Annotated in this window: 13 protein-coding genes; 10 read left to right on the top strand and 3 right to left on the bottom strand. The window is 46.2% G+C overall.

The genetic code is table 11. The features are described 5' to 3' along the window. Positions 1 to 8 precede the first annotated feature (8 nt). The 6 genes from AB4111_RS09330 (at position 9) to AB4111_RS09305 (ending at position 6,724) form a co-directional block, all read left to right on the top strand. A complete protein-coding gene (locus AB4111_RS09330) occupies positions 9 to 200 on the top strand; it encodes a Flp1 family type IVb pilin (RefSeq protein ID WP_442031304.1) in 192 nt (63 codons plus the stop codon). Continuing rightward, complete coding sequence (locus tag AB4111_RS09325) at positions 181 to 858, top strand: TadE/TadG family type IV pilus assembly protein (protein WP_442031303.1); 678 nt, start codon at positions 181 to 183, stop codon at positions 856 to 858. Before AB4111_RS09330 ends, AB4111_RS09325 begins: the two co-directional genes overlap by 20 nt. Further along, a complete protein-coding gene (locus AB4111_RS09320) occupies positions 839 to 3,067 on the top strand; it encodes a hypothetical protein (RefSeq protein ID WP_442031302.1) in 2,229 nt (742 codons plus the stop codon). Before AB4111_RS09325 ends, AB4111_RS09320 begins: the two co-directional genes overlap by 20 nt. 29 nt (positions 3,068 to 3,096) lie before the next feature. Continuing rightward, positions 3,097 to 4,128, top strand: a complete 1,032-nt coding sequence (locus AB4111_RS09315; RefSeq protein ID WP_442031610.1) for a pilus assembly protein — start codon at positions 3,097 to 3,099, stop codon at positions 4,126 to 4,128. Positions 4,129 to 4,139: 11 nt separating this feature from the next. Continuing rightward, the gene (locus AB4111_RS09310; protein WP_442031609.1) at positions 4,140 to 4,655 is read left to right on the top strand and encodes an A24 family peptidase; all 516 of its coding nucleotides are present in this window, start codon (positions 4,140 to 4,142) and stop codon (positions 4,653 to 4,655) included. A 299-nt stretch (positions 4,656 to 4,954) separates the two neighbouring features. Further along, on the top strand, positions 4,955 to 6,724 hold the full coding sequence (locus tag AB4111_RS09305; RefSeq protein ID WP_442031301.1) for a DUF6382 domain-containing protein: 1,770 nt from the start codon (positions 4,955 to 4,957) through the stop codon (positions 6,722 to 6,724). A 24-nt stretch (positions 6,725 to 6,748) separates the two neighbouring features. Here AB4111_RS09305 and AB4111_RS09300 read toward each other — a convergent pair whose 3' ends face one another. Next, positions 6,749 to 7,660 carry a TIGR01777 family oxidoreductase gene (locus AB4111_RS09300; protein ID WP_442031300.1) on the bottom strand — a complete coding sequence of 304 codons (912 nt, stop codon included), beginning with the start codon at positions 7,658 to 7,660 and terminating at the stop codon, positions 6,749 to 6,751. Positions 7,661 to 7,823: 163 nt separating this feature from the next. Continuing rightward, positions 7,824 to 8,291, bottom strand: coding sequence for a DUF2621 domain-containing protein (locus AB4111_RS09295; RefSeq protein WP_442031299.1), 468 nt, complete (start codon positions 8,289 to 8,291; stop codon positions 7,824 to 7,826). Between the two features lie 173 nt (positions 8,292 to 8,464). Between AB4111_RS09295 and AB4111_RS09290 the strand changes: the two genes are divergently transcribed. Both AB4111_RS09290 and purU read left to right on the top strand, forming a co-directional pair. Further along, a complete protein-coding gene (locus tag AB4111_RS09290) occupies positions 8,465 to 9,571 on the top strand; it encodes a deoxyribonuclease IV (protein ID WP_149846393.1) in 1,107 nt (368 codons plus the stop codon). A 42-nt stretch (positions 9,572 to 9,613) separates the two neighbouring features. Further along, on the top strand, positions 9,614 to 10,507 hold the full coding sequence (purU, locus tag AB4111_RS09285) for a formyltetrahydrofolate deformylase (RefSeq protein ID WP_442031298.1): 894 nt from the start codon (positions 9,614 to 9,616) through the stop codon (positions 10,505 to 10,507). A 73-nt stretch (positions 10,508 to 10,580) separates the two neighbouring features. Here the strand turns inward: purU and AB4111_RS09280 are convergent, their stop codons facing one another. Then, positions 10,581 to 11,057 (bottom strand): hypothetical protein, encoded by a 477-nt coding sequence (locus AB4111_RS09280; protein ID WP_442031297.1) that lies wholly within the window; start codon positions 11,055 to 11,057, stop codon positions 10,581 to 10,583. 431 nt (positions 11,058 to 11,488) lie between these two features. On the opposite strand from AB4111_RS09280, the gene tkt reads away from it, so the two are divergent. Then, positions 11,489 to 13,531 carry a transketolase gene (gene tkt, locus AB4111_RS09275; RefSeq protein ID WP_442031296.1) on the top strand — a complete coding sequence of 681 codons (2,043 nt, stop codon included), beginning with the start codon at positions 11,489 to 11,491 and terminating at the stop codon, positions 13,529 to 13,531. Between the two features lie 267 nt (positions 13,532 to 13,798). After that, positions 13,799 to 14,116 carry a pyrimidine/purine nucleoside phosphorylase gene (gene ppnP, locus AB4111_RS09270; RefSeq protein ID WP_017689983.1) on the top strand — a complete coding sequence of 106 codons (318 nt, stop codon included), beginning with the start codon at positions 13,799 to 13,801 and terminating at the stop codon, positions 14,114 to 14,116. Positions 14,117 to 14,171 lie beyond the last annotated feature (55 nt).

The raw sequence follows: 14,171 nt of genomic DNA, 5'->3' as shown, positions 1-14,171 counted from the left end.
GAATTGGGATGATGGAAATGTTGAAAAACAAGGTAAACGCATTTTGGAAGGAAGAGGACGGACTTGGTACGTTGGAGCTGATTCTGATCATCGGGGTTATTATCATTATTGCTTTGATTTTTAAAGACCAAATAACGGCACTAATCAAGTCTCTTCTTAGCAAAGTGGATACAAAAAGTAATGAATTTTTCCCGGGTTAACAGGCTGAAGAAGGAAGAGGGGAGCTTCACCGTTGAAGCCTCCCTGATCTTCCCTGTCGTGCTGTTTATTCTTGTGTTGTTGCTCTTCTTTACCATGTACATGTATCAAAAGACATTCCTGAATCAACATGCCTATGCAGCTTCTGAGCGTGCAGCCTACAGCTGGGACAACAGTCACAAACAGGCGATGACGGGTGAATATGTTGCTGGAGAACATGACAGTCTGTACTGGAGACTGACGGATGATCGTATGCTTGGAGCGCTGTTTGGCTGGGCGGGAGCGGACAATCAGGTTAGCGTATCTGTACCTGCTGGTGAAGGCGGAAGTCTCTCGGAACAGAAATTAGCACAAGCAGTTCAACAGATGCCCTCAGTCATGAAAGGAACAATTGAGTATCAGAATTCTCTGATTCAGCGGAAAGTAACGACCAAGCTGGAACAAGTAATCTCTTTGCCTCTTCCTTCTTTTCTGTTCGATTCAGGTAACCGTGTGCTGACCCAAGGATCATCCGCGGTTGTTGAACCGGTGGAATTCATTCGAACGGTAGATCTGGTCCGTTATTACGCAGCCAAGTTTAAAGGCAAAGGCGGAGAAGCCGCGAGTACTGCGGCGGAAGCAGGACAGGTTGTGCAGCATTTTGGCAAAAGCAAAAAGTGAGAAAAGGAGGAGGGCGGAGCTGTTTAGAAAAAAAGACGGTGAGTTGGGGGCCGTAACCCTTTTTTTAATATTAATCTTGGCCGGAGTTTATATGTTTGTCGCTATATTTATTGATTATGCTCGTATAGCGGCATTCAAGGTGCAGACTGAACGAATGACTCATGCTGCGATGAGATCCGTCATGTCAGCCTATGACACCTCACTGAGGGAGTATGGTTTATTCGGGTATGGCGACAGTAGTGGGGATGCGATTATGGCTAAAGTGCTGAATGATAGTGTGAGGCCTTCATCTGTGAAAGATGGATTCCCCATTCTGGATATCCAGTGGGATACAACTAAGCTGAGCATGGAGCGTGAACTGGGCAGATACGATATATTTAATCGGCAGATTCAGGAGGATATGAAGTATCGGGCTCCGGTTGACTTTACCCTTGAAGTGATCAATCGGTTCAAACCGATGTCAGACGAGATGAAGGAAGCCTCGCACACGGTAGACTTGTTGAAAAAATTGCAGAAGTTATATGACAAACGTGAAGAATTGTTGGATGAAGCCATTGCCAATCAGACGGAATCCGCGGAGAACCTGAAGAATCTTCCGAAGTTAATCATGGACCCGCCTTCACAGGGCATCTATGAAGAAATGTTGGAAGAAACACCAGAGACAGCTGCCGAGGCAGCGGCACGTTATGCAGATTATCTTAACAAGAAACAGGCGGATGAGGGATTGCCGTTCAGAGAGCAACAATACATATTGGAACTGGCTCGTTATCGGACTGGTGTTGGTAATGTGGTGACAGGCATCAGCATGGTCATACAACCGGCGTTACAGGCCCATCAAACGAAGCTGGAGGAAGCACAGTCCAAGATCGAAGAAGCACGCAAGATCAATGAGGAAATGAAACGTGTGATCGCGGAGGGGGAGAACCGTTCGCAGAATGCCAGTTACGACAACGTGGGCAACTCGAATCTGCCTGGAACGAGTCCCGCATCTACAGGATCAGGCACTGAAGCCAAAAGTACACGTTCTCTTGCTTCGGAGCTTGTGAGGGCAGATAGCCTATTCGATCAGTTGAAGGCACGAGTTGTTTCCCAGAATTCGGACTTCTCTAACGTCAGAAGAGACAACATGGAATTGAATACACAGCTTCGTAGCGTCACGGGTATGAGTGGTGTTCCGATTAAACCGGCAGTCAGACAGGCAAGTCAGGTTACAGAACGATATATGGACACCTATGTGCGTAGCGGTCCTGCTAATCTCATCCTGCAAAGTAAGCAGCAGCTGGAGAGTGGTCGTGGGTCGGATGCTGAGCGCAAAGCGAATGATAAGGAATCCAAAGGGAAATTAAAGGAAGTTAAACGAATCTTGTCGCAGATTCAGAATGGAAGTGCTGGTTCCATGGACGCTTTCAAACAGCTGGAGGAGTATTACAACGCTAATATTACTTTTAATGAGGCTAGTCGTGAGGAATCCAAAAAGGCAGAGATTGCTGGTGATCCCTATGACTCTGGTGGCGATGCCATGAAGGGAATGGACAGTTTGTTTGGCGGGATGTCAGGTCTGCTGGATAGTCTTGGCGACGAATTGTTCCAGAATGAATACGCTCTAGCCTATTTCAACTCCATGGATTTTGGTCAACTATTTACCTGGACTGAAGGTGGTGGAGATGCGGGTGATGTCTTCAAACTGGAAAATCAGGAACTGGAGTATATCGTTTACGGGTTTCATAATCCATCGGGTAACATCGCTGCGGCATATGCGGAAATCTTCGGGATGCGCCTCGCTATTCGAACCGCAGAAGGGTTAATTGAACACAGCAAGTTGGGGAATCCACTTTTGGTGTTATCGGCTGCCATTTTATACGGAATTACAAACGCCATTGCCGATATGGTGAAACTAGCAAAAGAGGGCAGTGTGGAATTGTCCAAGTATATCAAAGTCAAATTAACGTACAGGGATCATCTTCGATTGTTCCTCTTGATGCACAGCAACAATGAACGCAAAATGTCCCGCATGCTGGCGTTAATTCGATTGAATACGGGTGTGAACCCAGATGAGAAACAGACATACGCTTCGGGTAACATGCGCAGCAGCATCAAGCTGTGGTTTTTGCCAGGGGTAGTTAGAAGCATAGGTGCAGTTATGGGGAGTGCAGACCAGGTTGAAGATGGGCGAATTTTCATTGAGCGGAAGGCGGATTATTCCTATTGAGTGATCAGGATCGTTTCGGTGGAGGGATTATGGATAAGCAGCAACAATATGAAAAAGAAAGTGCACAATTACAGATTCGGTTAACCAGGATAATCAGATTGCAACGTTTGAAGTCTCTGAATAAGCAGATATGTCCTCCGAAAAAAGAACAGGGCAGCATGGTTCTGGAAGCCTCACTGGTGTTACCTGTCTTTCTGTTCTTTATCATGTTTCTTATCTTCATTGTGCAAATGACTCTAATCTTCACAGCGCTACAGAGCACAGCAGGGGAAGCGGTGAAGCAGTTATCAACGAAAATATATCCCGTTTCCCTTGCATTTACACCTTCGGATTCTGCAGGTGGTGAAGGCTCTGGAGGAGGGTGGAAGATACCGGAGTTGTCTCTGACAGAGTGGGCAGAAGGTTATGCTTCTTCTCTGCCCGAGCCATTAAGTAATTGGGTACGTTCAGCGGCTGCCAGTGGTGAACAACCACTACAGGAGATCAAGACATCCGTCTTGGAAACCGTACTTGATCCCACGGTAAAACCGCTGCTTCAACCATTTATCGAGCCAACTCTGCTGGATATGGAACGGGTTCATGTGAATGGGATTTCCATACCTGATCTCAAAAACAAAACAAATCCATATTTCCGACTTGAACTGAGTTATGAATTGCCGGTTAAAGTCCCCTTTCTCAGTAAACCGCTTCGGATTCAGGCTGCTGCGGCAGAACGGGTATGGATTGGAGATACCGGAGAAGGGGCAGATGGCAGCGCAGGAGATGGGGATACTGCGGGTTCAGCAACGATACTATCGAAGCCTGAACCAGCTTACATAGGCAACAATGCAACGATCAAGGTGAAGGTGGAACCAGGAGCAACAGCCAATTTAACGATATTTTACAAGTCAGGTGAAAGTTCCGCGAAGCACATCGGCTGGGCCACCGCGGATGAGAATGGAATGATCGAATGGACCTGGTTTGTTGGTACTCGGACAACAGAAGGAACATGGAGTTTTGTTGTCGAGACAGGAGACGGTGCCAAGACGGAGACTACGTTTAACGTGGCCTCCAGGAAATAAGGAAGGGGATGATGGAGGTGGAGTGGTTCTACATTGCCTGTGGCCTATACATTATTGCAGCTTTTGTTACAGATATTCGTTTCATGAAAATTCCAAATCGATTGACTTTACCCGTGACTGTTGCAGGCGTACTGGCCCATATCATATGGGGTGGTTGGGATGGTTTCTTGTTCTCAGCCGCTGGATTTGGAGCAGGTTTTGGTATTTTGTTTCTGATGTATGCGATTGGCGCAGTAGGGGCAGGAGATGTGAAATTGTTTGGTGCGATTGGCGCATGGACGGGACTTGCTTTTGGCATTCATGTGATTATTTACTCCGTTTTGTATGCAGGAGCCATTGGTTTAGTGATACTTCTATTCCGCAAGGACTCAGCGAAACGGATTCGGGGCATGGCAGGTAATCTTGCCGGGTTCTTTATGCTTGGTTCCCTCAAGCTGCTGAACAAAGAGAAGACATTGAAGTTTCCATTCATGCTAGCCGTATTGCCTGGGTTTATCACGGTGCTTATCTCAGGAATTTTCCCTTGAGTGAAGGAGTAAAGAAGTTTTGAGAGTAACAGTGATAGAAGATGGCACTACAATTGGAATGGCAGAGTGTAACATATTGTAACTCAACTTATATCAACTAAACTTTTTACACATGAACGGAGAGGACGGAAAAAAAATGAAGAAGCGTAGCGCTCGCCTTTATCCCCGGATTTCTCCCTTTATAGAAGGGAATCAAGAAATCTGGGGATAACAGCGATCGGAAGGTTGTTCCGTCATCGTAGTGCCCAGTGTAACTTTCTTTAGTTGATCCTATATAACAATGGAAAGAGAGGATTGGCATGTATGGATTAACGAGAGATTTTATTCGTAACGGCGGAGCGTTCATGGTTTTGGAGAAAAAGGAAGGGTTACGAATGGAGGAATTGAGCCGGGTACAGATGGGGATGTTGTCCTCCAATCAGATTCCGCGACTTCTTCCTGTTCATATTCGGGAAGTGGACCGTAATGTAACTTTGCAGTACGACATATCCGGCTACAAGATGTTATCCCAGATGTTAAAGTCAAGCAAAATCAAGTTGCGTGTTCTGTATGGTCTGTTGTTCCAATTAGCCGATGCCTTCACGGAATGTCGACAATATATGCTGGAGCCTCGTAAATTATTGATCCAGGAAGAGTACCTATTCATCAACAGTTCATTCGAACAGGGTGAGCTTGGCATGGTATATGTGCCTATCTTGGACACCGTTGATGTTGATCCGATGCCTCAGCAATTCCGTGAGCTGGTAATCAGGCTGATGGCTCATGTAGAGGAACTGCAGGGAGAAGGAATTCAGCGTGTTCTGCAGTTATGTGACCATGAACGCTGGGATATTAGACAATTGCGAGAGCTTCTACTGGAGTTATACGCAGACGAGCAAGAGAGCGGAGGAAGAGCGGCATTTCTCTCGTCCAGAACGTCGGAAATCGTCGATGGTCCGCCAGGAGGTAATCTTCATTCGTCAATTACTGGGCGTGATAGCAGGCAATCCACTGGTTATTCTCGTCCAGATCAACCCGGTGCTCCCGTTCAAAATGCTATGGAGTCGCAACTAAATTTCCGTCAGCCGCAAAAAACGAGTGAATCCGAGGTTGAAGACTTTCCGGTGAGATCTCGAACCTTTCCAAACAGGCGCTCACCTGGACAATCTTCATTGGAGGACTCACGCGGTGTACATCATGGATTGAGTAACTCTTATGATTCGCTAGAGCGTGTTGATATGGAAACGGAGGAAAAGTCCGAATCTTCCAAAGTTACCTATATCATATTGGGCTACATGGTTGCCATGGCACTGGTGTGGAGATTCATTTACATGGAGCAACCGGGACAGACGCAGATGATCCTGTGCATGGTACTAAGCCTTGGTTTGCTTGGTGTAGCAGGATGGACGTGGAAGCGTAAGGGGAGCTCTCATAATGAACCAGAGAATAAGCGGTCTTTTTCATTCAATTTAGGTAAGAACAAAGGGAAGCAAGCGGAAGATGAAGAGGAACCATTTCAGGAAAGTTGGCGATGGAATACAGCTGATAGGAAAGAGGAACGTGTACAACAAGCGATTGAACCGATATTAGATGGAAATGAACATTCCCGTTATCAACGTATGCATATGGCAACAGAACCTTCCGAACCACCGTTCGTTCAGCGGCCTGTGGAGATGGTAGCTTCAACTTCAGAGCTAATCCGACATGATACAGTTGCGGAAGCAACCGTGAACTTACAGAATGTGGCTAAAGGTAACTTTAAAGGGGAAGGCCCAGTGATGGCGTCTTATTATCTTGAACGAAGATCCGGCACCAGTGACCAAAATGAACGGATGGATGTGAAAGGAGCATCTTTTGTCATCGGAAGATCAGCGGATATGGTTCAGTGGGTGGATACAGCGACCGGGGTGTCCCGTGCTCATGTGGAATTGAGCCGGAACAAATCGGGCTATGTCATTAAGGATCTGGGTTCTGTGAATGGGACTATTCTTCAGGGTAATATTCTTGCTCCTTACAAGGAGTATCCCTTGGCGGATGGAGATACATTTACATTGGCGGAGTCTGTCTACACCTATCGGTCGATTGGATAAGCAACGTTCAGTCCCGCATTTGTATTAATCGGATAATCCACGATGTTTCAAGTCTTCCAGCGCTTGAGTTAACGTAGGGAAGGTGAATTGGAATCCGTGGTCGAGTGCTTTTTGCGGAATGACTCTCTGCCCCTGAAGCAGAACAACGGATAGTTCACCTACTAAGCTTTTAATCAGAAAGCTGGGTACAGGGAACCAGTGAGGGCGATGATACACCTTGCCTACTGTACGACCGAATTCATCATTAGTGACAGGGTTCGGGGAGGAAGCATTGACCGGACCTGACACTTGTTTATTTTGAATGCTAAAATCAATAAGTCTTACGATGTCCATAATGTGAATCCAGCTGGTCCACTGCTTGCCACTGCCGATCTTGCCGCCAAAACCCAGCATATAAGGAAGTTTCATCAATGGAAAAGCACCTTTTTTATGACCGAGAACCAAACTCACCCGGATTTTAACGAGTCTTACATTCTTGATTGCATCTGCAGCAACTTCCCATTGTTCCGAAACCCGGGATGGGAAATTCATGGATTTTTGCGGACTGCTCTCATCAAAGGTTTCGTTCGGTGAGGTTCCATAGATGGCCATGGCAGAAGCCTGAACGACTACTTCCGGCTTTTGCTCCAGAGATTCCACCAATCGGGCTACCCGCGCTACGGTCGTTACTCGGGATTCAACAATCTCCAGCTTCGCCTTGGTTGTCCAACGTTGATTCAGCGTTTCGCCGGCAAGGTTAACGAGAGCGTCCATACCTTCCAGCAAGTGAGGTTGTTCTTCGATTTGCTCCCATGATATATATGTAAGATTTTTACTTGGATTATGCAGGTCAGGCAGTTTTCGTGTAATAACTTTCACATGGTGCCCGGCTTGCAGCCAGTAATCTACAAGTGCTCCTCCCACAAATCCGGTACCTCCACAAATGGCAATTTTCATAACAAACATCCTCTCTATATTTTCACTGCCCTAATATACACCTATGAATCGACAAACAGCCCCGTACGGTAAGCAATGCCTGTTGGGAACGACTTACCTGACGGAGCATATCTGTAAATTAACCAAATCTATATATGGCTTAACTCATCTTTATATTTATATTTTATTTAATCAAATGTTGATAAGGGGAATAATCGATTTTGTTTTTCTCCAAGAATTTTACCAAAAACTTATTATCCCGCTTCGGTGTGGCAATAATGTATCCTTTGATACAATGATCTCTCGATACTTCCGTGGCGTTGTCTTCAACTGCAATTTTACCGATCTCTGCAGCAATGGAATGTTTGGCGATGTCACGAAATGGCCCAGGTACAGGCTCGACGAGTTGATCCAAAAAAGCTTTGGCTTCATCAGTCCACAAGTGACGGCTGGCTTCCACCCAATAATTCTGCCAATCTAGTTTGGACTTGCCGTCTGCTTTTGGTAGCACTTTCAAAAACTTGCGCATCATGAAAAATCCACCGATACACATGCTGCCAAGCAATAAAAAAGTCCAGAATGCGATCGTATTCATAAACCAATTGCTGGGGGAACTGCTGGTCAGTATCATCGTGTAGGAGTCGAAAATCATTGCGGAGTCACCTCGGTTCATTGATTTTCACGGAAAGACGGATTCCGCCGCCTACCCATGTTCCATAAATTAGCTGTCAGAAATAGCCTCTATCCCGAATTATAACGCATTTCTAGATTTATTTCGATAATCGCGTTAGAATAAGGGATAATTCAGATTAAGGGGGATCAATAATGCTGAAAATCGGCTCCCACGTTTCCTTTTCGGACAAGGGATTATTGAGTGCAACGAAGGAAGCGTCCTCGTACGGTTCCAGTTCGTTTATGATATATACGGGTGCACCACAGAATACACGTCGCAAGCCAATTGAATCCATGTATATTGAAGAAGGCAAGCTTGCCATGCAAGAGGGTGGAATGGAAGATATCGTTGTCCATGCACCGTACATTATTAATCTTGGCTCATACAAAGACAACACGTATAGACTCGCTGTAGATTTCCTTCAGGAAGAGATCCGTCGTACACATGCCATTGGTGTCAAAAACATCGTATTACATCCCGGTGCTTTTACAGATAAAGATGCCCACTATGGAATCGGACGGATCGCAGAAGGGTTGAATGAAGTGCTGGAAGGTGTGAAAGAGACAGATGTGAACATCGCTCTGGAAACCATGGCTGGCAAAGGTACGGAGATGGGTCGCAGTTTCGAAGAGATTGCCCAGATTATCGAGAAAGTAACGTATAACGAACGCCTGACTGTGTGTATGGATACATGCCACATTCACGATGCCGGATACGATATCGTTAACGATTTTGACGGTGTATTGGAACAATTCGATCGCACTGTAGGACTTGACCGCATTGCCGTAATGCATATTAATGATAGTAAGAATGCTGTGGGTGCGCACAAGGACCGTCATACTCCAATTGGCTCTGGCTGGATTGGGTTTGAAGCGATTAACCGCATTGTTAACCATGAGAAGCTTCAAGGACGTCCATTTATTCTGGAGACACCTTGGATTGGCAAAGAGGCCAAAACACAGCGTCCAATGTATGAGGTGGAGATTGCGTTGCTTCGTGGGGATGTTGCTGGTCGATTCGGCCAGGAATTCCTGACAGAAGTAGAACAATTGCAACACTTTTTCAAAGGTAAAGAGATTGAGTCCCGTTCGTATATTCTGGATGTGTGGACGTTGCTCAAAAATGATGCCAAAGCCAAAAAGGCAGACCCGCGCGAACCGCTGGAACGCCTCTATGACATGGTGACTGAAGCTGCGTTGTTCCCACATTTGAATGAAGAACAACTGAATCATCGCTTGATTGCATGGCTTGCGGGTTAACCCCGCAGGTCATGGCTTAATTGAAGGAGGAAGAATAACCCGATGGAGATCCACGCTAAACAAGTACGCCCTGATTCTAAAAACCGCGCCGACCGTGCGCGCATGCTCATTTCCTGTCCGGATGGTCCAGGAATTGTAGCTGCGGTATCTCATTTCCTGCACCAGCATGGTGCGAACATTGTTCAGTCGGACCAGTACACCATGGACCCTGCTGGCGGCATGTTCTTTATGCGAATTGAGTTTGATCTTCCGCAATTGTTGGTCAATTTGCCGAAACTGGAATCTGATTTTGCAGAAGTGGCAAGCCGTTTCCAAATGGAATGGACGTTATCTGCGGTTAGCCGCAAGAAGAAACTGGCTATCTTTGTATCCAAAGAAGATCATTGTCTGGTTGAATTGTTGTGGCAATGGCAGGCAGGCGACCTGGATGCAGATATTGCCCTTGTGGTCAGCAACCATCTGGACATGAAGGATTATGTAGAATCATTTGGCATTCCATATCATCATATTCCGGTTACAGCAGATACCAAAAAAGAAGCGGAACAGCGTCAACTCGACGTCATCGGCAACGATGTGGATGTGATCATTCTGGCTCGTTACATGCAGATCATCTCTCCAATGTTCATTGAGCACTATCGCAATCGAATCATTAATATCCATCATTCATTCCTGCCAGCCTTTGTGGGTGGTAAACCGTATGCACAAGCGTATAACCGTGGTGTCAAAATCATTGGTGCGACAGCGCACTATGTTACGGAAGAACTGGATGGCGGCCCGATTATTGAACAAGACGTGCAACGTGTAAGCCACGGGGATGATGTCACCGAACTGAAGCGCATTGGACGTACCATTGAGCGTGTTGTGCTTGCACGTGCCGTGAAGTGGCATGTTGAAGACCGGGTTCTCGTTCATGAAAATAAGACGGTCGTATTTTAAGTTTACACTTTAATACTGTGCAAGGTTGATTCGGAACCACATAACAGATTGAGAAAAAAGCGACCCCATTCGTTTACGAACGGTGAGTCGCTTTTTTCGCGCTTATATACTTTCCACACAAGCCGAGCACAATACCGAATAGCAGATGTCCGATTACCCAGTAGAGAATGGCAGTTATATCGTAAAGGTTTGGTACACGTGAAGATAGTTGAGAGAGCGGGATGTAGAGCAGGGACGATCCAGCACCAAGCAAGATTCCTTTGAACATCGGGTGACCAGAATGCCTTACCCACCATAGATAGAAGATGCCAATGAACACGGACACGAAGAGATGCAGAGAAAATTCAATCCATTCGGGAAGTGTTGGCGGAAGTCCAGGTACAAAATCAATATTCAGAAGCAGGGTATATACCTTTTCACCAGTGTAAAGCTGAATTATTTTGAGGAATAATCCAAGGACAACTCCGGAAACCATACCTGTTAAAATGCCCGAGATCCAGGGTAATGAACGATTTGAGTACCCAGTAGGGTGAGCAGCAGGTACAGACATGATAACAACCTCCTATGATTGATGCTTACTTTGAAAAGTAAACCACAGTCCCGCTTTCGAATCCATATTCAGGATATGTTATGTAAATTTAACTTGGATATCTAAAAAGTGTATGGTTTTCGTGTTAAAGGTTATACTTCATGCGATGGATTTGCGAGGCTTAATAGGTCTGTTTATGGAATTTAATTCCTTGTCCTGGTACGGTTTTTGCTTGATTGGCAAGGGATTATTCATCACAAACAACCAATTTTTCATGAACTTCTCAAAGAAGGTTATGGAAAAGCTTCACGCCAAGTGATACAATACAAAAGTGAATAAGTCAAAATGAAACACTCAAGCGGATTCACTTATTGTGAAATTCGGTTTGCTTGTATGATGAGAGGGATTCGCTTGCGCGCCCGACTTATCTAAAGACATGAGGAGGACAAACCATGACTGACAAGAACGAAGCGATTCAAAAGGACGAGAACAGCACGATCGACAACCTGTCGATTACTACCGTACGTACTTTGGCGATTGATGCAATTGAGAAGGCAAATTCCGGACATCCGGGTATGCCTATGGGCTCCGCTCCAATGGGGTACCAACTTTTTGCAAAAACGATGACTCATAACCCGGACCACCCAACTTGGGTTAACCGGGACCGTTTTGTCCTGTCTGCAGGACACGGCTCCATGTTGCTGTACAGCTTGCTGCACCTGAGCGGATATGATCTTCCAATGGAAGAACTGAAACAGTTCCGTCAATGGGGAAGCAAAACACCGGGTCACCCGGAATTCGGACATACTGCAGGTGTTGATGCAACTACAGGCCCACTGGGTCAAGGTATTGCAATGGCTGTAGGTATGGCGATGGCTGAAGCTCAACTGGGCGCAACTTACAATAAAGATAAGTTCAACGTAGTTGACCACTACACTTACGCAATCTGTGGTGATGGTGACTTGATGGAAGGCGTATCGCATGAATCAGCTTCCCTGGCTGGACGTTTGCACTTGGGCAAATTGATCATGTTGTTCGACTCCAATGACATCACACTCGATGGTAAATTGGATCTGTCTTCTTCCGAAAGTATTGCGAAGCGTTTTGAAGCTTATGGCTGGCAAGTGCTGCGCGTAGAAGATGGTAACGATCTGCCTGCAATTGAAAAAGCAATTCAGGAAGGTCAAGCAGATACGCTGCGTCCTACACTGATCGAAGTTAAAACGGTTATCGGTTATGGTAGCCCGAACAAACAAGGTAAAGGCGGTCACGGCGGTACTCACGGATCTCCACTGGGTGCAGACGAAGCCAAATTGACTAAAGAGTATTACAAATGGGTTTACGAAGAAAACTTCCACGTACCAGCTGAAGTTCGCGATCACTTTGCACAAGTGAAAGATCGTGGTATCTCTGCTAACAAAGCTTGGGACGAGAAATTTGCCGAGTACAAAAAAGCATACCCTGAGCTGGCAGCTCAATTTGAAACAGCGATTAACGGCGACCTTCCAGAAGGTTGGGACCGTGATCTTCCTAAATATGCAGCAACAGACAAAGCGCTCTCCACTCGTGTAGCGTCCGGTAACGCGCTGAACGGTCTGGCACACAACGTGCCACAACTGACAGGTGGATCTGCTGACTTGGAAAGCTCCACAATGACTCACTTGAACAACCTGGAGAACTTCACACCTGAAGATTACTCTGGCCGTAACATCTACTTCGGTATCCGTGAATTCGGTATGGCTGGAGCAATGAACGGTATGGCACTGCACAGCGGTGTGAAAGTATTCGGAGGTACGTTCTTCGTATTTACCGATTACCTGCGTCCGGCTGTTCGTCTGGCTGCCCTGATGGGATTGCCTGTAACGTATGTTCTGACTCACGACAGTATCGCTGTTGGTGAAGATGGTCCTACGCACGAACCGATCGAGCAACTGGCATCCCTGCGTATCATTCCTAACCTGACGGTTATTCGTCCGGCTGATGGTAATGAAACTTCGGCTGCTTGGGCTTACGCGCTTGAGAACAAGAGCAATCCAGTTGCACTCGTACTCACTCGTCAAAACTTGCCGATCCTCGAAGGTACCGTTGAAGGTTCACGTGAGAACGTGAAACGTGGTGCTTATGTTGTCTCTGATGCAAAAGATGGCAAAGCGGTAGCACAAATCATCGCTACAGGTTCTGAAGTGCAACTGGCTGTTAAAGCTCAAGCAGCACTGGCTGAACAAGGCATTCAAGTTCGCGTAATCAGCATGCCAAGCTGGGATCTGTTCGAGAAACAAGATAAAGCTTACAAAGAGTCCGTTCTTCTTCCGGATGTTAAAGCTCGTCTTGCAATTGAAATGGCTTATCCAATGGGCTGGGAGAAATATGTTGGAGATCAAGGTGACATTCTCGGAATCAGCACATTCGGTGCTTCCGCGCCTGGCGACCGTGTTATCCAAGAGTATGGCTTTACAGTGGACAATGTAGTTAGCCGCGTAAAAGCATTGCTGTAATAGTGGTTGTTCAAAAAGTCTACTTTTGATTACGAAGGATGCCTCACGGCATCATCAGCGTCGAAGATGGGATTCAGCCGAAAAGTACTGAAAACCTGACTTTTTGAACACGCACCTATAGTTTCATAAGCGCTGCTATGGTTGGGAGGGCATCATGCTGTCCTGATCCATGGCAGCAAGTTATTTCCGCAGAACATGGGCGGTAAATGTTATCGCCCTGATCTGTTTTGCCTTTTGTTTTCATTAACTTCAGGGGAGCGGGTACGCATGTCACAATTCGATCAAGTCAGTGTAGTGAAAGAGGCCAACATTTATTATGATGGTCAGGTAACCAGCAGAACAGTTATTTTGGGGGATGGCAGCAAAGTGACTCTGGGCATCATGCTTCCAGGCAGTTATGAATTCGGTACGGATTCCCGTGAAATTATGGAGATTCTGTCCGGAGATCTGAAAGTATTGCTTCCCGGAGAAGAAGAGTGGCAAGAGATTCAAGGCCAAGCTACGTTCCACGTGCCTGCCGAATCCAAATTTAAACTGGAGATACGCAGCGTTACTGACTACGTCTGCTCGTACCCGGCGGAATAACATAAGAAGGGTAAGCAGAACCGCAACCCGCGGATTCGGTTTACCCTTTTTGCTT

Source organism: Paenibacillus sp. 2KB_22, from assembly GCF_052115745.1.
In the GTDB taxonomy this organism is placed as follows: Bacteria; Bacillota; Bacilli; order Paenibacillales; family Paenibacillaceae; genus Paenibacillus.
Note: the sequence above shows the minus strand (reverse complement) of the source record. Positions and strands in the feature narration are given on the sequence as shown.